Below are 21,895 nucleotides of genomic sequence, written 5' to 3' on the forward strand. Positions count from 1 at the left end.
GGGCAGACCAGATCAGCCGCCTACCGCTTCGGCGTCTGCATATTCGCGGATCGCCGCCAACAACACATCTTCCTGATAGGGCTTACCCAAGTAGTGATTCACACCCAAGGATATGGCGTGATCGCGGTGCTTATTGCCTGTACGGGATGTGATCATAACGATGGGGATATCCCGCAGGCGGCTGCTGGAGCGAATATGTCTCGCTACTTCAAAGCCATCCATACGCGGCATCTCAATATCCAGTAGTATCAGATCGGGAATCTTGTCCTGTAGCTGAATCACTGCATCCTGACCATCCTTAGCCGTACTAACCAGATAACCTTCACGCTCCAGGAAGCGACTGGTTACTTTACGCACGGTTACCGAGTCATCCACAACCATCACTGTCTGCTGCCGCGCTTCGATTTCAAGCGGTGTATCGGCTTGCAGCTGAATTTCAAGTTGTGGCATTTCCGGCCTGGCCAGTTGAGTAGCCTGGCGACGCAACAGAGCATGCGCATCCAGAATCACCACGACGCTACCATCACCGGTTACCGTCGCGCCCGACACCCCTTGAACTCCCGCAAACTGGGGCCCGAGGCTCTTCACCACAATCTCTCGACTGCCCTTGATCGCATCCACCTGTAGGGCCATAGCATGCCCCTCAGAGCGCACCAACAATACCGGCAACTGCATATCATCGACACTGAGTTTTGGCTGAGCACCGGACTTCAACAGGGTACCGAAATAGCTGACCTGATAGTGTTCTCCAGCATATTCAAAGCGCGTACCATCGGAGCGATAATAGTGCTCTAACTCAAAGGGGCTGAGACGCACAATACCTTCAATCGTATTCAGCGGCAGTGCAAACAGATCATCGCCAATTTTTACCATCAACGCCCGATTGACCGATACGGTAAATGGTAGTCGCACCACGAATTCTGTGCCCGCACCAGCCTCTGAATTGATGTGAACATTGCCACCGATTTGTTTCAGCTCGGCGGAAACGACATCCATCCCCACACCGCGACCGGATATCTGGGTAACTTTCTCTGCAGTGGTAAAACCAGCCTGCAAAATAAACTGCAGAACTTCATTGTTGGAGAGTTCTGCATCCGGTCTCATCAGGCCGCTTTCCACTGCCTTTTCACGTACCCGGATCAGATTGATGCCGGCGCCGTCATCGCGGATTGTGAGAACAACTTCACTGCCCTCCCTTTTCAGGGCAACATCAATGTGCCCTCGTTCAGCCTTACCGGCAGCCAAGCGCTCTTCTGGCATTTCAATACCGTGGTCCACGGCATTGCGCAGCATATGTTCCAGCGGGGCCACCATACGCTCCAACATAGAGCGATCCAGCTCTCCCTCAACATTGGAAAACGCCAACTCAACCTGCTTGCCGAGCTCGGCACTGACCTGGCGTACAATCCGACGTAAACGGGGCACCAGGCGAGAGAAAGGCACCATGCGACTGCGCATCAGGCCTTCCTGTAGCTCGGTATTTACCCGGGACTGTTGAAGTAGCAGAGTCTCTGTGTCCCGTGCTTTGTTGTCCAGAGTGGAGCGAAGCTCCATCAAGTCAGAGGTGGATTCCAAAAGTGAGCGCGACAACTGCTGAATAGACGAATAGCGATCCATTTCCAGTGGATCAAAATCGCCATCTTGTTCAGCCAGCTGCTCCTGTCGGAACAGTATCTGAGCTTCCGTCTCCCGGTCGAGACGACGCAACTGCTCATTGAGGCGAAGTAGTGTCATGTCCATCTCATCGAGGGCAACACCGAACTCACTCATCTGCTCTTCGAGACGACCGCGAGAAATTGCCGTCTCACCGGCGAGGTTTACCAGCTCCTCAAGAAGTTCAGCTGCAACGCGTACCATTTCCTGGGGCTGGTTCCTACCCGGGGTAGCCACGTCCTGATCAGAGCTACCCGCTTTGCGAATAAACGGCAAAATGTTGTCGCTATCTGGATTTGCAACCACCTCAGGCAATTGTGCAGCAACTATATTGCCTTCAGAGCCCTCGGGGCCCTGAACCATCTCGGCTCCGGCGACAAGGCCAACTTCTTCCGGAATTACAGAAGGTTCAACGATTGGCTCAGCGACGGCGGTCTTAGAAGGCTTCAAGTCTGCCCAATTTGCACTGACCAGCTGAGCAAAAGCCTCCAGCTGCTCACCCGTCATCCAGGCACGCACCGTGTCTACACCATCAACAAGACGATCGTGAATGCCGTGGGCATCTGCAAAAAAGTCTGCTGAAGGGCGGGCGTTATCGCGCATCCCTTCAATGACGGTCTCGAAGCGATGCGCTACTTCTCCTAGCCCCATCAAACCCGCCATACGAGCGCCACCCTTAAAGGTATGCAACACGCGTTTTAAAGCTTCCGCCTGCTCGTGGCTCTCCGGCGCTTCTTCCCAGCTTTGGATCAGCTCCTCAAGCTCATCGTTGAGGTCATCAGCCTCTTCCATAAATACATCGACAATATCCGGATCAATGTCTGCCAGTAACTTTTGCAAATCCGCTACACTGACCGCCCCTGGTGATAGATCGGTTGAATCTGCGGCGAGATCTTCCGCTGTTTCCACCTCAATGATCGGGGTAATCTGTGCTTCTTCCGACGCTGCCAGATCGGTTTCACCGGGCTGCCAATAAGGGAACTCCAGCTCCGTTACCGGCTCTGCAACTGGCAAAACGCGCTCGTCCTCTGTTTCGGTAGCCGGGAATTCGATCCACTCGTCTACAGAAACAGTCGAAGCTTCATCCGCCTCAAGCAGCACCGGATCTTCGTTTTCAATGATGTCAGTCTTCGCGGGCTCATCCTGGGCTTCTGCGATAGTTAGCGCGTCACTATCAATTCCCAGCTCACATAAATCGTAATCATCGTCAGAAGGGGCATTATCTTCACCCTGGACCAAATAGCGCAGTGCTTCTTCAACAGCTTCACTGACTTCTGGCAAATCCTGTGCCGCAGCGACCGCATCCACCAAGTCGAGAAGCTCATTGTGGCCCTGTTCCAGGGACGCCCAGAATGCGGGTTCCTGCTCCAATTCACCAGCGAGCACTTTACCGTAGACATTCAACAGTAACTCTGAGAGTTCAGCCAGGGTGGGTAACTGCGCACGGCTGGCAGCTTCCAACAATACGTTCAGTTCTTCGGCAACCAGTACCACACGGCTTTTATCTGTGGGGTTAGCACGCCATTCAGCGAGCATCTGGTCTGCATCCAGCAGCACCCGCATGCCGTCGGCCATCAGAACTTCGAGTAGCTGCGGGTCCACCGCACGGGGCTCATCACCCTCGCGCTCCCTGATCAAGTGGCCCACAGAACGCTCTTGCAACTCAGTTACACGGGCAAGAAATTGCTCAGATTTTTCAATCGCGAGAGGTTCAATGGAGTGGATTTGCTCCAAAACCTGCCGCACATAAATCGCACCATCGCTGAGCAGCTCAAAAATATCCGCATCGATCGGCACTTGGTAGATACGCAATTCTTTAGCGAAGCGTTCCAAGGGCGCCATAATCTCGGCAACCACTTTGACTTCCGCCATATGTGCGGAGCCTTTTAGTGTATGCAATGCACGGTGTAATGGATCACTCGGGACACCATATACGGGAGCCGTAGCCTGCATCTCTTCCAAGTAGCCATCTACAACCACGAGGTGTGTCTCGGCCTCCTGGGCGAAAATCTCCCACAGCTGTGCGAGGTCCTCGCTCGAATCTTCTTCCTCCGGGATAATCGCTGTAGTGCCATCAACACTTTGTAGTTCCAGGTCAGCCGGAATTTGCCCGGCACTTAGCTGCTCCGCCCAGGCCTGTAACTGCAGGGTAAGCTGCTGATCCGGATCATTTTGACCAAGCCTGAATGCCTCGATCATGGAGGGCAGCTTTTGGTAGACCTGTTCGATCAGGTAAACGTGAGGGCGTCCGGGTGTTACGCTAGCGTCAATCACATGGTTGAGCATATTTTCCACCGCCCAAGCCAGCTCACCGATATCCACGGCCTCGACCATACGGCCGGACCCTTTCAGGGTGTGAAACCCTCGACGGAACTCAATTAACGCATCCTGATTGGAAAAATTGGCGGCCCATTCCGGGAAATAGCCACTGATGTTCCCTAGAACTTCATTCGCCTCCTCCAGAAATATTTCGATGATTTCATCGTCGATAAGGCTCTCAGTATCGTCACCGAGTTCCCCAGCCTCAGTTGTAACTTGCTCTACTTGAGACGATTCCTGGTGATCTATCTGCGCCACAGTCGGAGCAATATCAATGGCCTTTGCGGCTTTATTTTCTAAACCAGAGACTTCAACTTCAGGCTGTGGAGCAAGAGTATTGTCAGCTGCGGAATCTTCAATCGAGAACCAGGATGCCTCGACAATCGACTCATTTTCGCGCTCAGCTGGAATTGCCGCTTCTTCCGCCTCGAATCCGCTCTGGGCAGTTTCTGCCAGGTCCGAAGTGACCGCTGACGACACTTCCTCAACAAAATTATGTACACCCTCGTCAATCAGAACAGGGGCCTCTGCGACGGCCAGTAGTTCATCATCGACGAGGTTCTGCACTGTCTCTTGATCGACCAGAGGCTTATCAGCAGTCGTCGTTGCTGCGACCTCTTCATCGCCAAGTATCGAAACACCGAGCGCTGTAATACTTTCCTCGGCCAGAGCCAATAGCATTTCCGTGTCGGTCAGGCCTTCAGCACGACGCTCCAGGTAGTATTCGACGCTGGTAATGGCATCGGCCAAAGTATCCAGCATCGTCCACTCTGGTTGCTCTGCAGCCTCCATAAGGGTTTTACTAATATAGCGATTGCAGGCTGAAATAATCTTGCTGGCGCGTTGGTATCCGACCATTTCCAAGCCGCCACAGACTTCCTGGAGGCGCTGAGGTACACGGCTCAGATAACTGATATCCCAGTGACTGGCAACATACTCCATTACGGCTTCTTTAACGGCCTCAAGAGCAAGCCTGGCTTCACGCAGTACCGAGTCGGTGGCGTCGCCCATAATGGGCTGCTCGTCGTCGACATTTTTGTTTCGATCAACGGTTGCAGCGAGTGCAGAATCTAGCTGCACCAGCTCACCAGCCGCCCGCATCAGAAATTCTTCTACATCCGTACCGCGGGAGGCATCTCGCAGATACTCATAAACACTACGCGCGCGGGCCCGCTGGGATTCCAGGCCCAGTATGCCTAGGGTGTCCGCCAGTCGTTTAGCGACTGCAGCCGTCTCAGACAGCGAAGCTTGCTCGGCACCTGTTGTACTGGGCTCCAAGGCCTCGCGAACCAACTGCAATTCATCACGCACAGCCACAATCGCACTACCCAGGGCTTCGGGGCCCATAGCAAGCACATCTTCAGTATCCGGGCGCGGTGTTCCGGGAACGGCCTGATCGAGGGCAAATCTCTGGTAGATTTTTTCGCAGCGAGGGCCGCTGGGGCCTGCGAGATAAACATAGAAAAGCAGGTTGCGAAGGAAACCTGTGTCGAGACCCGCATCCAGTACTTTTACACCGCGCCCCTGTAACAACCTGAACTCTATATCAACCTTACGCAGCAGGTGGCGCAGAGCCGGCTGTACATTAATACGGTGTTCGCCGAGGGCTTCCAGGATGCCGAGCAGTACTTCCCATAAGGACTGCCGGCAGCTGCCACTATAGAGCAGCTGCATTTTCTCGACGATTTTAGCGAGGTAGGCGAGGCTCTCTCCACTATTTACATCTCTGATCAATCCCGCAGCAGCGACGTGATACATCTTGCGCAGTTTTGTGACCAGGTCATTTAAACGCGCGCTATCTGCAGTAAGGGGCTGGCGTTTGCCAACCACCTTATCCAGTGGAGATAATTCCGGAGAAAAAAGTGCACTTTCACTGATTAAACGCTCGCGGCGCACCGCACGTAAATCGTTCAATAGAGGCAATAAAAGCACTGCATTATCACGGCGCTGAAAGGAAACCTTCTCAAGATAGAGCGGCAGTTCCAGCAGTGCGCGCATAAGAAATTCGCGCGTTTCATCGGTATTCTCAACGGCTCCGCTGGCGAGAGCTTGGATAAGTTGCTCCATCTCTTCAGCCAGCATAGCCGCGCCATTTAGCTGCACCATATGCAGGCTACCGTGCACCTGATGTACCAGCGTCAAACTGTTTTGCAGAAGAGAAACACCCGTATCGGGTTCTACAGCGAAAGTTTCGAGAAACTGACGGGCTTGCGCCAGTGTCTCGTTAATTTCACCGATCAGCCAATCCAAGGCCATGAAGTTCGGACTGTAGTGACTCACGCCAAGTCCCCAATAATTTATTCAGTACTCAGGCGCTACAGTCCGCTGCGAGCAAAAACTCGTGGATTTTCGGAAGCAATTCCGTGCGCCCCTTTGCACCCGGCCGATCTGTACACAGCCGGGCATTATTGTGTGGGTTAGGCCAAAGCCCGGTCTTCGCGGGACTCCAATGAATGAGTTCCTTCACCCTCAATAGTGAAGGTATCCGTATCCATTTCCGGTAATTCCACATCATACAGGTCGCTGTTGCTCTCAACGCTTTCTTCTTGAGGCAGCTTGAAGCCAGCAACAGATTCACGCAGTGCGCTAGCAGTCTGCGCCAGGTTACCAATAGACTGGGCCGTAGCCTGTGTACCGGCAGAGGTTTGCGAGGTAATTTCCTGGATCACGTTCATCGTATTGGAAATGTGGCCTGCAGAGGAAGCCTGCTGACGAGCCGCGTTGGAGATGTTTTGAATCAACGATGCCAAGTTGTTAGATACGCTCTCAATTTCCTCTAGAGCAACACCCGCATCCTGAGCCAATCGGGCACCGCGTACCACCTCACTGGTGGTCTGCTCCATGGAAATCACCGCTTCGTTGGTATCAGACTGAATCGCCTTTACCAGGCCCTCAATCTGCTTCGTTGCTGCGGCAGAGCGCTCTGCAAGTCGCTGAACTTCGTCCGCAACCACCGCAAAGCCTCGACCCGCGTCACCGGCCATACTTGCCTGGATCGCAGCATTCAAGGCCAGGATGTTGGTCTGATCGGCAATGTCGTTAATCAAGCTTACGATATCGCCAATCTCTTGCGAGGACTCACCCAATCGCTTGATTCGCTTCGACGTATCCTGAATCTGCTCGCGGATGTTATCCATTCCTTTGATGGTATTTTGTACCACCTTTGCACCATTACCCGCGATATGTACCGAACGTTCGGCTACCTGGGCAGATTCAGAGGCGTTGGCAGATACCTGATCAATGGTCACGGCCATTTCATTAACTGCAGCAGAGGCTCCAGCGATCTCCTGCGCCTGGTGCTCGGAAGCCTCAGCAAGGTGAAGAGCGGTTTGCTGGGTTTCCTGCGACAGGCCGGATACTTCCTGCGCAGCGCTGTTGATTCGTGATACCAGCACGCGTAACTGGTCAATGGTAAAGTTGATGGAATCGGCAATCGCGCCAGTAAAGGCCTCGGTTACCGTTGCAGAAGTTGTCAAGTCACCATCGCCTAGGTCTCCCAGCTCATCCAGCAACTGCATAATTGCCTGCTGGTTACGATAGTTATTATCTTCCTCTTTCTTCAGGTTACGGTGGGTACCGGAGAAGGCCATCGCCATCATACCGAAGATCAGAAGAACGAAGACCAGTGCCAGCGCGGCAATGGTCAGGTTATTCGGCTGACGATCATCAGAAAGGTTTACGATTCGGTCATTCAGGGTACTGAGGGCTTCAATCAATTCTGGTGACGACACAATAATGCCATCGGAAGCCTGGCGGGTGGCAAACAGAGCCGGTGTCGCCTCAAAGATATCGCGCACAGACGTACTTACGAATCCGAATAGTTCAGTGATCTCATCCAGAGAGTGACGAGCTTCTTCATCGGTAATGCGGGAAATTCCCATCACGACGTCGCCACTTTTCATACCATCAACCACTTTACCGAAGAGGCTGGCATCGGTATTAAACTGGTCAGCAGCAGCTTCAGCGTCATCGCCACCCTGCAACATTTTATCGATATTCCGACCGATACGTTCAGCACGCCAAACTTGTAACTGGGCCTGCTCCACTTGGTTTGCCGGGGCATTGTTAGCCAGTAGGATTTCCACAATGTTGTTGTGTTCTGCCTGCAATTCCGGGAGCGAGTCACTCAGCGTGGAGGCAATATCGTTAAGAAAGACAATGGTCTCCCTGTTGCTAATGATGGTATCAACCTGCCCGCGCAGATTGCGCCATACCTGACCGTAGGTTGACAGCTGCCCACCCAGTGCGCGACGACTAACGCTCTCCATACTGTTTAGCTGACTCCAAGTATCAGCCATTTCTTCAGTGACAGTTTCAAGCTCAACGAAAGCCTCGGCATCACCTGCCGTTGCCGCCGAGGCAAACGAGGCCACCTGATAGGAGAGAGCCCGCAACTCCGCTACTTGTTGCAGATACTGTTTGTCCTGGTCGTCTCGGGTCTGCACCAAATACATACTGACAATAAGCCCCGCCAGCGTGGCGAGTACCAGTAGACCTAATACCAACGCGGCAGGGTTACTGCGCAGCGCGGAAAAGGAACTCTGGGAGCCTGGTTTCATAATTTACTCCTAGCGGGCCATTGTATTAGGCCGGTTTAGTACCACTATTGTTTTAACGCTTAAACGACAAGACCCCTCAGACAGTGCTGTACATCCTTACACTAAATGCGGGCCACCTCGGCCAACCGACAGCCGGGGAAAAAGCTGGGCTACTCAGCGTATAGCCGCATCCATAAATCGCGCATCTTTGATCAGCGCGCGCATATCGAGTACAAGCCAGCGCTGCTGCTGCAAAACAAATTGCCCGTGCACCATCGGTGCGAACGGCTCAACTAAATCTGTCGGTGCCTCCTGAGCATATTCAAATGCCAGGTGCTGCATTCCGTACAAGCTATCGACAATCAAGCCGACATAGGTTTTATCGCGCTCGAGCACCAATACCCGACGCTGTTGCCGAGGACCGGAAAGATGGCCACCGTAAAAGGCTGCGAGATCGATCAGAGGAAGCAGGCGGCCGCGTACATTGGAGACACCTTTTACCCAGGGCTGAACGCCGGGAATAAAGGTATGCTGTGGCACTTCAAGTAGTTCCACCACGTCGTCCATAGAGGCGACAAAGTGGTTATCTAGAAGCGAGAAACCGATACCGGTCCAATAAGGTTTGATTTCCCGGCGGCCGGGCAACCCCGAGGCCTGCGCTTTGGCGCGCCGCGCGATATCAACCAGTGCTAAATATGGTGTTTGTGACTGCACTTTTCGCAGCTGGCCAGTTAGACCAACACCTCCTCGATAGCATTCAGTAACTTACCCTCTTCGACAGGCTTGGTCAGGTAAGCTCTGGCGCCCTGACGCATACCCCAAACGCGGTCAGTGTCCTGGTCTTTGGTGGTCACCATAATGATTGGAATCTCACCGGTGTTGCTGTCTTTGCTCAGCTGGCGGGTCGCCTGGAAGCCATTAAGACCCGGCATCACAATATCCATCAAGATCAGATCTGGACGCTCAGCGCGAGCCACTTCAATTCCGTTTTCACCATTCGTAGCCGTGATTACGGCATGGCCATTCTTTTCCAGAATGGTAGTCAGCTTGTGTGTTTCGGTAGGAGAGTCATCAACTATTAGTACTCTTGCCATCATTTCCCCCATGACATCTATTCGGCAACTACGCAACAAGTAAAGCGCTCGGCAGTTTTGTTGTGATTATTTTCGCTAGCATGTGCCAAGGCCGCACTATGACTACCGTCTGTCCGAGTACAGAATCCGACGGGTTATCGAAAACCTCAAGATCCTGTACTTCATTAAATTTATGGTACTCGGCTCGCAGGCCTACGATAAAATCTGTTTATCTTTTCTTAATCGTACCATTTAAGCAGCATGATGCGGTTTGGCATGCGCAGAGATAGCACCCAATAATTCACTTTTACTGAAGGGCTTGGTTAAGTATTGATCACAACCAACAACGCGTCCTTTTGCCTTATCGAACAATCCATCCTTACTTGACAGCATAATCACTGGAGTAGAGCGGAATTCGCTATTATTTTTAATCAATGCGCAAGTTTGGTAGCCATCCAGGCGCGGCATCATAATATCCACAAAAATGACATCCGGACGGGAGTCCGCAATTTTTGCTAACGCATCAAAACCGTCTGTCGCAGTGACAACAGTACAGCCCGCTTTTTGCAGCAGCGTCTCCGCAGTGCGGCGAATTGTCTTACTGTCGTCGATCACCATTACAGTCAGACTTTCCCAGTTAAGCTCCATAGTCTTTTTTGAATCCCCTGTTTACTTATTTTCGGGCACGCGAGAATTTTAGTTGCGCCCTTTTTTTCAAACCGCTTTCGGGGTCTGGGTGCCTAGCCTGGCTAAGGTCGCACACTGAAACGAACTTTTATCACAGAACCCCAGGCGAATCTACCGGAGTCGACACACCGCAAGCGACGCAGTTCAAATTATCGTCACTTCGGGAATTACTCAGGGTTTTGCTTTAAAAAGTTGCGCCCAAGCAAAGCTGCTCTTACCTTATCATTTCGATGAGTACAGGAAGTGGTCACAAAAAGTGAGACCATAACCACCAGTGACCGGGATAGAAATACCCAACGATATGGAAACCCATATGAAATACTCCCTCGGTGTGGTGATGGACCCCATCGCCCAGATCAATTTTAAAAAAGATACGACGCTCGCGCTGTTACAAGCCGCACAAGATTGTGGTTTTCAGCTGTTTTATTTTAAACAAAGTGATCTTTATCTGGACAACGGCCGTGCGGTTGGCCGCGGATGCCTGTTGCAGGTTTTTGATAACGCACAGCAGTGGTTTTCACTGGAGCCACCCAGAGAGATACCTCTGGGCGATCTGGATGTCATCCTGATGCGCGTCGACCCCCCCTTTGATAATGAGTACATTTATTCGACATATATTCTCGAAGCGGCAGAGCGTGACGGCGCCATGGTGGTTAACAAGCCCCAAGCATTGCGCGATTGCAATGAGAAGATTTTTGCTACCGCTTTTCCTCAGTGCTGCCCCCCAGTCCTGGTCAGCCGCGATATGGCCAGGCTGCGGAAGTTTCACCAGGCGCACAAGGATGTCATCTTCAAACCTCTCGACGGAATGGGGGGCGCTGGCATCTTCCACTGCAAACCCGATGGTGCCAACCTGGGTGCAATCCTGGAAATGCTTAGCGACCATGGCCGCCAGCAAATTATGGCGCAGCGTTATATTCCCGAAATTAAGGATGGCGACAAGCGTATTCTGGTCGTCGATGGTGAGGCGGTACCCTATTGCCTGGCACGTATTCCCGAAGCGGGTGAGACTCGCGGAAATCTTGCCGCCGGTGGTCGCGGTGAAGCACGTCCCTTAACTGATAGGGATCGCTGGATCGTCAAACAAGTCGCCCCCACGTTAAAAGAAAAGGGGCTGTTATTTGTCGGCCTGGATGTTATCGGAGACTTCCTAACAGAAATTAATGTCACCAGCCCCACTTGCGTTCGTGAAATTGATGCGGCTTACAATACTGATGTAGGCTCACGACTAATGAGCGCGATCACACACCGGCTGGCACAAAAAAGGTAAACTGGGTGCTCGAAAACTCTCAGAGCTGTTTACCACTGAGCACAAAGCTGCCTGAAACGCTGAGCCAGAACAAGTAGTAGTTGATAATAGATAATGAATTCCTCTGCCAACGCGACACAAACTCATGCGATACAACGCGAGCGCTTTGTGTTCTTACTTTTCCTTGCCACCGCGTTTCACGTGCTAATTATTGTAGGGCTGGATTTCACTCGCCCAGAAGGCTCACAAGCACCGCCGACATTGGAAGTCACCCTGGCCCAGCACCGCTCAGCACAAGCCCCGGAAGACGCGGATTACCTGGCACAACATAACCAATTAGCCAGTGGTAGTGCAGATTCACCCAGGGAATTATCTACCAACCGCCGCGCAGAATTTGCTGACACTCAAATTCACGATGTCAATCCACTACCACAACAACAAGCTGCGCGCCCAGCGGATCAGCGCCGCTTGATAATTACCACGATTGGCGACAGTTCTTTCCAGGCGCCAGAGCTCCCCGCCGAAGACAAGTTTTCTAAAGAAAAGCGCGGCGATGCGCCCAGCGACTTGGCACAGAACAACCCCAAAGTTGCCAGCCTGCAAGCACGGTTGGACAAAATTCGACAGACTATTGCCCAGCGCCCCCGAGTCCGCCGCCTTACTTCAGTGGCAACCAAGGCCTCTGCCGATGCGGCTTATTTACATGAGTGGCGACAAAAAGTGGAGGCCATCGGGAACGATAACTTTCCCGAGGAGGCCCTCAGAAATCAGATTACCGGCAGCTTGCGCATGAAGGTGCGACTGTTACCCTCTGGAGCCGTGGAGGACGTTGTTATTCTTGCATCTTCCGGTGAGCGCATTCTCGACGATGCTGCCCAACAGATTGTGCGCCTGGCAGCGCCATTCTCGCCCTTCCCGGCGGAGATAAGCCGCGAGGCCGATCGCCTGGAAATCATCCGTACCTGGCAATTCGAAATGACCGGGTTTTCCACTTCAGCGGGAGATCCGCCCAGCCGAGGCTAGAATTGGCTTTCCATTGGCGGCTTATTACTAATATATGCCTAATTCGAATATCGATAGCGACCTGACTCACGGGAACCTGCGGGGACAGTTCTTGCTGGCGATGCCCGGAATGGAAGATCCTCGCTTTAAGCACGCTATCGCGCTCATCGTCGAGCACAATAGCGACGGCGCCATGGGAATTGTGATCAACAGCCTCAGCAAAGTGCATTGGCGCGAGGTTTTTGAGCAGCTGTCGCTAGAAGATATCAGCCTGCGCGGTGACGAGTCGGTCTTGCTTGGAGGTCCCATGTCCCCAGAGCAAGGATTTGTGCTGCACGGCACTGGAATGCAGTTTGACTCGACCACTGAAATCAACACCGATATCAGCCTCTCCGCCTCCAAGGATATTCTCGAATCACTGGCAACCGGACGCGGCCCTGACGACGTGCTGCTCGCTCTGGGTTACGCCGGCTGGGGGCCCGGTCAGCTCGAGCAGGAGCTGGCTGAAAATGCCTGGCTCACATTGCCGGCAGAGCCCGAGATCCTCTTTGCCACTCCCGTCGAGAAACGCTGGGAAAGCGCCGCTGCCCGACACGGCATAGACCTCTCCGGCCTCGGCTCCCAAGCGGGCCACGCCTAATAAAACATTACCGGAACACTATGAGTAAACCCATCACCGCCCTAGCCTTTGACTTCGGCACCCGCTCCATTGGCGTCGCCTTCGGCCAGAGCCTCACCTCTAGCGCGCGGGAACTTTTGCCACTGCCGGCAAAAGATGGCAAGCCGAATTGGGATTCGGTCGAAAGCCTGATCAAGGAGTGGCAACCACAGCTTCTGTTAGTCGGACTGCCCCTCAATATGGACGGCAGTGAAAGCGAATTTGGCGTGCGCGCGCGCAAATTCAGCCAACGTCTTCACGGCCGCTATGGCCTGCCCGTGGAGTTGATTGATGAACGCCTAAGTACCCGTGCCGCCAAAGAGGAAGCCCTTGAACGCGGGCACCGGGGCAATTATGCACAGGACCCCGTCGACTCCATTGCCGCACGGATTATCCTCGAAGATTGGTTACGTGCCCGGGCATAAACCGTAAAAGTCACCGCAATCTGACTCTGTTAGAATTGCCCTTCAGTTAATAAGTGATTTAGCAGCATGCCTATAGACCGCATTCGCATCGCCACACGCCAGAGCGCTCTGGCCTTGTGGCAGGCCAACTTTGTCAAAGATCGACTGCAGCGGGAGCATCCCGATCTGCAGATTGAATTACTTCCCCTCACCAGTCGCGGCGACCAAATTTTGGATATCCCGCTAACAAAAGTGGGCGGCAAGGGACTTTTTGTCAAAGAGCTGGAAGTAGCGATGCTTGAAGGTCGTGCGGACATCGCCGTACATTCAATGAAAGATGTCCCCATGGAGTTCCCCGAAGGACTTCACCTGCCGATTATTTGCCAGCGTGAAGACCCTCGCGATGCTTTTGTCAGCAACCAATATGACAGCCTTGACGATCTACCCCAGGGCGCAGTGATCGGCACCTCAAGCCTGCGCCGCCAATGCCAGGTACTTGCCCGTCGCCCCGACCTGCAGGTGACATTCCTTCGCGGCAATGTGAATACCCGGCTAGCTAAGCTGGACGCAGGCGATTACGACGCAATTATTCTCGCTGCCGCCGGATTGTTACGGCTAGAAATGCACGAGCGTATCCGCACCTTTCTGCCAACAGATGTTCTCCTTCCCGCCGGAGGCCAAGGTGCCGTTGGTATCGAATCGCGCCGTGACAGTCAGCTCGAAGCTCTGTTGCAACCATTGCACTGTGGTGAGACCGCAAGCCGACTGACGGCCGAACGCGCACTCGTAAAACGCCTCAACGGCGGGTGTCAGGTTCCTATCGGTTGCTATGCGGAACTACAAGGTGACGCACTATGGCTGCGCGGGCTCGTTGGCAGCCCCGATGGTCGAAACATGATACGCGCTGAGAATCACGGCCACGCCGCCGACGGATCGCAACTCGGTACTCAGCTGGCAGAACAGTTACTGACCGACGGTGCTGACAAGATTCTCGCCGCCCTCTGAGATGGATAAAGTCCTACCTGATTTGCTGCGCAGCAAGCGTATTCTGAGTACGCGACCTACACAGCAATCTGCAAGCTGGTGTGTCTTCCTGCGCGATAGCGGTGCCCTGGTAGATAATATCCCGATGCTCGCTATCGCCCCCCTTGAGGACGATGAATCCACGCAAGCCATTAAGAAATCGATACTCGATTTCGATCTAGTCGACAAAGCTATCTTTGTCTCCCAAAACGCCGTGCGCTACGGGCTGGATTGGCTCGATAGCTACTGGCCACAACTCCCCAAAGGGCCACGCTTTTTAGCAATTGGCGCAGCCACTGCGAGAGCACTCGAGGATTGCGGTATCCCCTGCGAGCAAAGTGGGATCTCAATGAACTCCGAGGAGTTGCTACTACTGCCCGGGCTGCAGCAGCTCAACGGCCAACGCATCCTGATCTTTCGCGGATTGGGTGGCCGCACCCTGATTGGCGATACACTGCGTAAAAGGGGCGGAAGGGTAAACTACTGTGAACTCTATCGTCGGATATTGCCTCAGGAAGCCGCCGATAGCCTGGCACAGTACGGGTTTCAACCCGATGCCATCTGTGTTCACAGTGGCGAGACCCTCACAAACCTGACCTTTTGCATCCACCAGACCGGCCAAAGTACACTTTTTCAGACACCCCTAGTCTGCCCTAGCGTGCGAGTCGCCAAACTAGCTGGGGAGCTCGGCTTCACCGCTTGTCACGCGGCGCTAAATGCCGGTGATAGCGCTATGCTGGAAGCACTGCGCAAAGCGGTCTGCTAATTTGCTGTCGAATTCTTTGTCGCTTTGCGGTAAAAATCTTAAAACGGCGTTCAGCCTCCTATAAAGGCCCACGTCACTCGCTATAATCTGACGACATTTTCCATCTGCGCCGCCATACCCATGACCGAAAAGAAAGATCAAAATGTAGCCGCAACCAGCGAATCCCCAAAAGGTGCCAAGACAGCGGATAGCAAGAGTAATTTCGCAAACTCGACTCAGGGAGAGAAGGCCAAAAGTGGCGCTACTGTCGCCCAATCCAGCGGATACGGTTGGTGGCTGCTATTTATCGTTGTACTAATCGCACTGGCCTCCCTCGCCTGGTTTAACTGGCCACAATTCCGCGAGCGTGTCGGTGCCCACCTGGATTTCCTTCCCACCACCCAACCAACTTCTGAAATTCCGCTTGAGAGTGCGCCACAAGCAGAAACACCAACCAGCAACGAAGCTGCAACACAAACCCCAACTCCTGATATTGCCCCTGAGAATCCTGCGCCGGCCCCCACCCAAGCCCAAGCTCCCGATTACTCCAGCGACTTTCATCAACTGGAACAGGCTAACGCCACCCTGCGCGATCAAATGGAACACCAAAATCGAGCTATCGCCGGACTGCGACAGCAATTGGCAGTGATGCAACGCAGCGTCACTGCCCAAGCTAGCCGGCTGGGCCAGCTTGGCAATGTAAGCCGTGACGATTGGCTACTGGCGGAGGCCGATTATCTACTGCGCCTCGCCAACCAGCGCCTGCTTCTCGAGGATGACAGCCGTGCAGCTCTGGGACTGGTGGAGCGTGTGGATGAGATATTGCGTGAGGTGGACCTGCCAGATCTTTACGGTGTACGCCAGCAGCTGGCCCGAGAGATTACCGCCCTGAAGCTGGTCCAAAATATCGACCGGCAGGGCCTCTATCTGCGCCTACGCGCACTGGAAGAGCAACTGATACGCGCTAATATCCAGCCTCAATTTAATATGGAGTCGGTTAAGCAGCCCCGCGAAATGCAACCGACCAGTGATGATGGTGCCCCTCTATGGGAACGCGAATGGCACAACTTTACTCGCTTTATGCGCGACTCCGTACGCCCCATTGACGGTGATATCAACCCGGTCATGCTGTCGCCACAAAGTGAGGCCCGTTTCCGCCAGACCCTGCGTTTGTACATGGAGCAAGCCCAGCTGGCCTTACTGCGCGGTGACACTACTGTCTACAAAGATGCCTTGGACAGTGCGCGAGACCTTTTACTGACCTACAGCACCGCCAGCCCTCAGCGAAAGGCGCTGGCCCAGCAGCTGACCGAGCTCAGCGAGCAGCGAATCCAGGTGGAAATTCCCGACTTGAGTGCCTCTCAACTAGCCTTGCGCAATTATATAGAGCGACTGCACAAGACTTCAGGCCAGGAAACCTCTGCGCCACAACAGGAGGACAGCCAGTGAAGAAACTGTTATTCACTGCCTTGGTATTACTGCTGCTCGGCGCCTTCCTGCCTGAAGCAATCAATAATTATCCCGGCTATCTTGTTATCGGTATCGGCGGTGAGCTGAACAAAGGCTACGAAATGAACCTCTGGTTCGCAGCCTTCACCCTGGTGGCCGTGCTGATCATCCTGTTCTTTGTGGTTTGGCTGGCACGCAGCTTGTTCCGCGGTATCAGAGGCAGTGTCGACCGCCTGCGGTTTGGCCGTCAGCGCGTCGCGCGCCGGCGTCTTACCAGTGGCCTTGTGGAGTTTATGGAGGGCAACTGGTCTCGCGCCCGCCGCCAACTATTGAAAAGTGCACCGCGCTCCGAAGCCCCCTTGATCAATTATTTGGCTGCGGCACGCAGCGCCTTTGAGTTGGGCTTTCGCGAGGAAGCCAACGAATTACTCGCAAAAGCGGAAGCCTGCGGCGAGGACACTCGACTTGCGGTTGCCTTAAGTCAGGCGCGGATGCAGCTGCTGGATAAGCACTACGAGCAATGTATCGCCAGCCTCGAGCGCGCCAAACAGCTGGAACCCAAACATCCAGCTCTGTTGCAACTGCTCAAGCAGGCCTATTACTTACTGGGCGACTGGAGCAATCTTCGCGCACTGCTGCCAGAGCTTGAAAAGCACGCCAATATGCCAGATGGGGAACTGCAACAGCTGGAGCTGGAAGTCTACCAACACCAACTGACAGAAGCGGCCAACCGCAATGATCTCGATAAGTTGCATAATGCTTGGCAGAGCCTGAGCGGGCGCTGGCAACGCAACGAGGCGCTGCGTAGCCTGTATGCCCGGCAACTTCATCGAACAGGAGAAGATACGGAGGCAGAGAAGCACCTGCGCTGGCTACTAAATCGGGCCTGGAATCCAGAGCTTGCCGAGCTATACGGATGTCTTATCGGTGCCGACCCATCCGCACAAATATCCGCTGCCGAGGGCTGGCTTAAAGAATACGGTGAGAGCGCCAACTTACTCACATGCCTTGGACGCCTGTCGATGCGCAATGAACTGTGGGGTAAAGCGCAACAATATTTTGAAAAGAGCCTACTACTGCGTCAGGACCCAGTTACCTCTGCTGAGCTGGCACGATTGTTTCAATCTCTCGGGGAGAAAGAAAAAGCAGCAAAGCTCTACAAAGAGGGCTTGATGCAAGCCGTCAGTGATTTACCCCAGCTCCCGATGCCAAGCCAGGACACCCCCCTCCTGGGCGCACACGCATAATCCATTTTGCCGAAAGACCCGCAAAAGGGCCTTTCGGCAAATACAACTTTAGTGCGAAACTCTTCCCCACCGACAAGGATGCCATTGTGACCTCCCCTACGCGCTACAGCGCCATAACGATATGCTTCCTCGCCCTACTTTACTCTTCATGGGCTACCGCAGAACATCCTATAAGCCCTCAAGACAAACTCTTGAGTAATTATGACTACCCCTACCCCGTTAACAACTTCCCGCTTGAGCTTCAAGGTTACTCGCTGACAATGGCCTTTATGGATATACCACCCGCTAAAGGCAATAAACCTAAAGGCACTGTACTGCTGTTACACGGTAAGAATTTTTCTTCGGCTTACTGGAAAGACACTATCGCTTCACTTAGCCAATTGGGCTACCGAGTCATTGCGCCGGACCAAATCGGTTTTGGTAAATCCAGCAAGCCGCTGATGCAATACAACCTACACAGCCTGAGCAACAATACTAAGAGGTTATTGGATGCATTAAAGGTGAAAAAGGTATCCGTGGTCGGGCACTCCATGGGGGGAATGCTGGCTACCCGCTTTACATTGATGTACCCGGCATCCGTCGAAAAACTGGCACTGGTAAACCCTATTGGCTTGGAAGACTGGAAACGTTGGGTGCCTTATGAACCTCTACCAGAGGCCATTGCACGGGAAAGTAGACAAACTCCCAAGAGTATAAAGCGTTATATGAGCAACGCTTACTTCTCCGGCCAGTGGCGCAAGCCGTACGACCCTTTGCTGGACATCCAAGCCGGCTGGACCCTGGGCCCCGATGCCAAACATATGGCCACAGTAGATGCCCTTACCTCAGAGATGGTATTTACCCAACCTGTACTTTACGAATTCGCCGACCTGAAAGTGCCCACCCTGCTCATTATTGGCACCCGCGACCGCACTGCAGTCGGTCGCGCCCGCGCCACCCCAACGACACAAGACAAACTGGGACGATATGACCAGTTAGGTAAAAAAACAGCTTCTTCCATTCCCAATGCCGAACTGGTAGAGATGAACGGCGTGGGACACCTGCCGCAATTTGAAGCCTTCCCCAGCTATTTTGGGGCCCTCAGCCAGTTTCTGAAGGCTCCTACACCTAAAACTGCACCTCAATAGCACCTACATGTATATGGCCCAAGTAAACCCGATTACAAGCCGGACATCAGGAAAAGCAGTGAGCCAAAAACCGCTAAAAAGTGAATCTTGGCATCAACAAATGGAAGATTAGATTACTAGCAGCTTGTTGAAAAATTATTCAGAAATTTTCCTTAGCCCGAGCCCCCTATTCACATTCGTAATCTGCCGATCAATGCTATTTCAATGGTCTGCAAGCACCGTAGTCAGTATTGACAATACCTCTCTCTATAGAAATCGATGCTGCGAAAAACAGACAGATAATGCTAATAAATTTTCTGTGGAAGTTTAACTTAAGCATTCGAATACTGAAAACCTTACTAAGGTTTGACATACAGAGATTCAATGTTTTTTCTTAAATTTCCAATAGCTTGATAATAGTTTCTCCACACCCGAGATAAGAAATGCTTATTAAGTTACGATTACTAGATATTCAAGGGCATACTGGCAAAAATAAGCATGGCAAAGTAGGTAATTACGCCCTGCAAAAGTGCAATTAGGATAGCCTTTAAAAAGCCAGTACCGAGCACAAGCATATAGGCAATGGCTGCCAGCGGAATCGTCATCAGAATACCGGCGCTGTCTGTCACACCCGGCAACATACCGCCAACTATTCTCTGAATGATCAACGCGAGCAGCAAGGCAAATAAGCAATAAAACACACCCGTGTTTTTCGCGCCGAGGAGCGCCGCCGCCATCTTGAGCGGCAGCACAAGTACCGCCACCATAATCAGTACAAATATGATTAATTCCATTTCTTACCACTCCATAATTTTTTAGTTATTTGAAGTACTTTCTACGACGTCTATTTTCCCTATCAATTCAAAAAGTACTGCTGGCACACCAGGATGTCGCCAAATGAAAAATAATGCGTCAGGAAAAGTGCTTTTAACCATCCTGAGCCAAGTTTATTAAAGTACCCTGTAATTTACTCTATGACACACTATTTATGTAGCCGCACTGTACACCCATCCCCAAAAGCCGTGGCGCCCACGTGTAAAAACTGGCGAGAAATACACGCCAGTTTTAAATAATTAAACGCTTTAAAATGCTCGGTTATAGCGGCTTGACAGCTTATTTACGTACAAGCGTCATTGTTGAAGGCGTAATGTTCCCATTCTGGAGATAGCTTTCCTTGCGAAGTATCTTGTCATGCTCTAACCACTCAAAGGTTAGGCTATGCTGATGATCTGCGTCTAAATCCACAAGATTTGTAGCATCTTTAAAAGAAAAAATAATTTGCTCATTCCTGTTATCAGCTTCCAGCTGCAAACGAGGCTGATTCCCTTGAGGGCAATAGTGGGTAGCCAACAGGCTGCCGTTATCCATATGGTAGAGAGTAAGCGAATGGGATTTTCCTCTACTTATCCAATCCTCAACTACTACTGTGCCTCCAGCCGTCTGGGAAAATTTTATGTGAAATTTCTCGCCATTTCCCCCTTCTTTTTCCCAATCCCCTAGCAGGGACTTCATTCGTTCGAATGGTTCTTTTTTTTGCAGATCAAACTCATTTGCCGTCGTCGCTACCGACACCAAAGAGAGAGCGATCAAAAATACCTGTACTTTCTGAATCAGAATAGCTCAGCCATCCTTTCCTTACACAAAAAAATAAACAAAGTAGTTACGGCAATATAACGAATAGAATTAAAGTGGGACTAAATACTACCATCTACTTTTTCAACTCGATTTCAGTCGATAGAGGAGTATACCGAATTTAGCTAATTTCGCCCTAAAAAATTTAATACAAACCCACCAAGAAAATAGATTTTGCAAAACAGTAGCCCCATAGCATTATGGAGCTACCAGATCAGTTCCTATATTTAAATGTTCATGAGCCGATTGGCAATTCCCTTCATCGCATTTTCAGATTTACTATCCATATCACGATTCATCAAGATAACAAAACCATCCTTATGTTCCGGTTCAAAATACTTATCCGAAAATATGCCCAGGTCAGCTCCTATATGCGCCACAATTCCATTACGGTCTCCCCAAAAGAAGCGCTGTGAACCTGAAATTGACTCAGGTAGTTGCAGACGAAACATTTCCTGGCACATGGCCTCTGATAAAATCTGAGATCCAGATTTGTCACGGTTATTAAGTACCGCCAATAAGAAATCTCTGGGGTCGGCAATACTTATTCGAACAGCACCATCAGGATACTGTGGATACTAGATTCCCACTGTGGGCATACGGATACATTTCTTATAGCTAAAAGGGGGATTGATAAATCTTCCTGTTGAATAATTCAGCTTTCCAGATTCACTACTAGTACACAGGCCAACAAATGGTATACATTGTTCCACTTTATAGGGTGCTGTTATAGACCCCAGATCTAGTCCATTCAGTCTCCAACTGGTACTCTCCATATCCCAACTGCGAAATAAAGTATCCCGCCAAACCGGCAGAAAGATTACTGTATTGCCTGTGCTCCCCGGATTTATTTTTCAAATAATAATCCCCACTACCATACAGGCCTCCTCCTTTAACAAGAAGAAAGCGAAGGTGCCGCTCCCAGCTAATGGAGCGATTACGATTTTCAGAGCAAGTGGCGTAGTCATAGTAATCTTTAATTGCTGCGGAGTGACGGCCAGATGTCTAGGCGTGATTTTTTCGTCTTTTATATGCAGATTATCTACCTTAAATAGAACAATACTTCGGACAGTTTTAGGGGGCGAAATAGGTAGGAACCACGGCCAGATA

At 52.0% G+C, this 21,895-nt stretch carries 18 protein-coding genes; 9 read left to right on the forward strand and 9 right to left on the reverse strand.

From position 1 onward, the window contains the following. Window positions 1–12: 12 nt before the first annotated feature. The 5 genes from MO867_RS01370 to pilG all read right to left on the reverse strand — a co-directional run bounded on the left by MO867_RS01370 (window position 13) and on the right by pilG (window position 10,231). A complete protein-coding gene (locus MO867_RS01370; RefSeq protein WP_256473677.1) occupies window positions 13–6,228 on the reverse strand; it encodes a hybrid sensor histidine kinase/response regulator in 6,216 nt (2,071 codons plus the stop codon). A 161-nt stretch (window positions 6,229–6,389) separates the two neighbouring features. Next, complete coding sequence (locus tag MO867_RS01375) at window positions 6,390–8,531, reverse strand: methyl-accepting chemotaxis protein (RefSeq protein ID WP_256473671.1); 2,142 nt, start codon at window positions 8,529–8,531, stop codon at window positions 6,390–6,392. A gap of 153 nt (window positions 8,532–8,684) precedes the next feature. Next, window positions 8,685–9,224 carry a chemotaxis protein CheW gene (locus MO867_RS01380; protein ID WP_252464147.1) on the reverse strand — a complete coding sequence of 180 codons (540 nt, stop codon included), beginning with the start codon at window positions 9,222–9,224 and terminating at the stop codon, window positions 8,685–8,687. A gap of 17 nt (window positions 9,225–9,241) precedes the next feature. Next, window positions 9,242–9,604 carry a twitching motility response regulator PilH gene (pilH, locus tag MO867_RS01385; protein WP_252464148.1) on the reverse strand — a complete coding sequence of 121 codons (363 nt, stop codon included), beginning with the start codon at window positions 9,602–9,604 and terminating at the stop codon, window positions 9,242–9,244. Window positions 9,605–9,835: 231 nt separating this feature from the next. Then, a complete protein-coding gene (gene pilG, locus MO867_RS01390; RefSeq protein WP_252464149.1) occupies window positions 9,836–10,231 on the reverse strand; it encodes a twitching motility response regulator PilG in 396 nt (131 codons plus the stop codon). A 352-nt stretch (window positions 10,232–10,583) separates the two neighbouring features. Here pilG and gshB point away from each other — a divergent pair, with 352 nt between their 5' ends. The 9 genes from gshB (at window position 10,584) to MO867_RS01435 (ending at window position 19,174) form a co-directional block, all read left to right on the forward strand. Beyond that, on the forward strand, window positions 10,584–11,540 hold the full coding sequence (gene gshB, locus MO867_RS01395) for a glutathione synthase (protein ID WP_252464150.1): 957 nt from the start codon (window positions 10,584–10,586) through the stop codon (window positions 11,538–11,540). A gap of 93 nt (window positions 11,541–11,633) precedes the next feature. Next, on the forward strand, window positions 11,634–12,542 hold the full coding sequence (locus MO867_RS01400; protein WP_252464151.1) for an energy transducer TonB: 909 nt from the start codon (window positions 11,634–11,636) through the stop codon (window positions 12,540–12,542). Window positions 12,543–12,576: 34 nt separating this feature from the next. Next, window positions 12,577–13,161 (forward strand): YqgE/AlgH family protein, encoded by a 585-nt coding sequence (locus MO867_RS01405; RefSeq protein WP_252464152.1) that lies wholly within the window; start codon window positions 12,577–12,579, stop codon window positions 13,159–13,161. 20 nt (window positions 13,162–13,181) lie between these two features. Beyond that, window positions 13,182–13,604, forward strand: a complete 423-nt coding sequence (gene ruvX, locus MO867_RS01410; RefSeq protein ID WP_252464153.1) for a Holliday junction resolvase RuvX — start codon at window positions 13,182–13,184, stop codon at window positions 13,602–13,604. Window positions 13,605–13,670: 66 nt separating this feature from the next. After that, window positions 13,671–14,588: a hydroxymethylbilane synthase gene (gene hemC / locus MO867_RS01415; RefSeq protein WP_252464154.1), complete on the forward strand. Its 918-nt coding sequence runs from the start codon at window positions 13,671–13,673 to the stop codon at window positions 14,586–14,588. A gap of 1 nt (window position 14,589) precedes the next feature. Then, window positions 14,590–15,372, forward strand: a complete 783-nt coding sequence (locus tag MO867_RS01420) for a uroporphyrinogen-III synthase (protein WP_252464155.1) — start codon at window positions 14,590–14,592, stop codon at window positions 15,370–15,372. A 120-nt stretch (window positions 15,373–15,492) separates the two neighbouring features. Further along, window positions 15,493–16,800 carry a uroporphyrinogen-III C-methyltransferase gene (locus MO867_RS01425; protein WP_252464156.1) on the forward strand — a complete coding sequence of 436 codons (1,308 nt, stop codon included), beginning with the start codon at window positions 15,493–15,495 and terminating at the stop codon, window positions 16,798–16,800. Continuing rightward, window positions 16,797–18,047, forward strand: a complete 1,251-nt coding sequence (locus tag MO867_RS01430; RefSeq protein ID WP_252464157.1) for a heme biosynthesis HemY N-terminal domain-containing protein — start codon at window positions 16,797–16,799, stop codon at window positions 18,045–18,047. The genes MO867_RS01425 and MO867_RS01430 overlap by 4 nt, the downstream gene beginning before the upstream one ends. Window positions 18,048–18,133: 86 nt before the next feature. Continuing rightward, window positions 18,134–19,174 (forward strand): alpha/beta fold hydrolase, encoded by a 1,041-nt coding sequence (locus MO867_RS01435; protein WP_252464158.1) that lies wholly within the window; start codon window positions 18,134–18,136, stop codon window positions 19,172–19,174. A gap of 443 nt (window positions 19,175–19,617) precedes the next feature. Here MO867_RS01435 and MO867_RS01440 read toward each other — a convergent pair whose 3' ends face one another. The 4 genes from MO867_RS01440 to MO867_RS01455 form a co-directional block, all read right to left on the reverse strand. Beyond that, a complete protein-coding gene (locus tag MO867_RS01440) occupies window positions 19,618–19,947 on the reverse strand; it encodes a hypothetical protein (RefSeq protein ID WP_252464159.1) in 330 nt (109 codons plus the stop codon). Between the two features lie 319 nt (window positions 19,948–20,266). Continuing rightward, window positions 20,267–20,743, reverse strand: coding sequence for a hypothetical protein (locus MO867_RS01445; protein WP_252464160.1), 477 nt, complete (start codon window positions 20,741–20,743; stop codon window positions 20,267–20,269). A 269-nt stretch (window positions 20,744–21,012) separates the two neighbouring features. Continuing rightward, window positions 21,013–21,303, reverse strand: a complete 291-nt coding sequence (locus MO867_RS01450) for a serine hydrolase domain-containing protein (RefSeq protein ID WP_252464161.1) — start codon at window positions 21,301–21,303, stop codon at window positions 21,013–21,015. Window positions 21,304–21,639: 336 nt separating this feature from the next. Beyond that, window positions 21,640–21,895 (reverse strand): hypothetical protein (locus tag MO867_RS01455; protein ID WP_252464162.1); only part of this gene is annotated, 256 nt, incomplete at its 5' end.

The organism is Microbulbifer okhotskensis, from assembly GCF_023895975.1.
In the GTDB taxonomy this organism is placed as follows: domain Bacteria; phylum Pseudomonadota; class Gammaproteobacteria; order Pseudomonadales; family Cellvibrionaceae; genus Microbulbifer; species Microbulbifer okhotskensis.

Coding starts and splice junctions, on each gene's coding strand:
- MO867_RS01370 (WP_256473677.1), bottom strand. CDS start 6,228: ATGGCCTTGGATTGGCTGATCGGTGAAATTAACGAGACACTGGCGCAA.
- MO867_RS01375 (WP_256473671.1), bottom strand. CDS start 8,531: ATGAAACCAGGCTCCCAGAGTTCCTTTTCCGCGCTGCGCAGTAACCCT.
- pilH (WP_252464148.1), bottom strand. CDS start 9,604: ATGGCAAGAGTACTAATAGTTGATGACTCTCCTACCGAAACACACAAG.
- pilG (WP_252464149.1), bottom strand. CDS start 10,231: ATGGAGCTTAACTGGGAAAGTCTGACTGTAATGGTGATCGACGACAGT.
- gshB (WP_252464150.1), top strand. CDS start 10,584: ATGAAATACTCCCTCGGTGTGGTGATGGACCCCATCGCCCAGATCAAT.
- MO867_RS01400 (WP_252464151.1), top strand. CDS start 11,634: ATGAATTCCTCTGCCAACGCGACACAAACTCATGCGATACAACGCGAG.
- MO867_RS01405 (WP_252464152.1), top strand. CDS start 12,577: ATGCCTAATTCGAATATCGATAGCGACCTGACTCACGGGAACCTGCGG.
- ruvX (WP_252464153.1), top strand. CDS start 13,182: ATGAGTAAACCCATCACCGCCCTAGCCTTTGACTTCGGCACCCGCTCC.
- hemC (WP_252464154.1), top strand. CDS start 13,671: ATGCCTATAGACCGCATTCGCATCGCCACACGCCAGAGCGCTCTGGCC.
- MO867_RS01420 (WP_252464155.1), top strand. CDS start 14,590: ATGGATAAAGTCCTACCTGATTTGCTGCGCAGCAAGCGTATTCTGAGT.
- MO867_RS01425 (WP_252464156.1), top strand. CDS start 15,493: ATGACCGAAAAGAAAGATCAAAATGTAGCCGCAACCAGCGAATCCCCA.
- MO867_RS01440 (WP_252464159.1), bottom strand. CDS start 19,947: ATGGAATTAATCATATTTGTACTGATTATGGTGGCGGTACTTGTGCTG.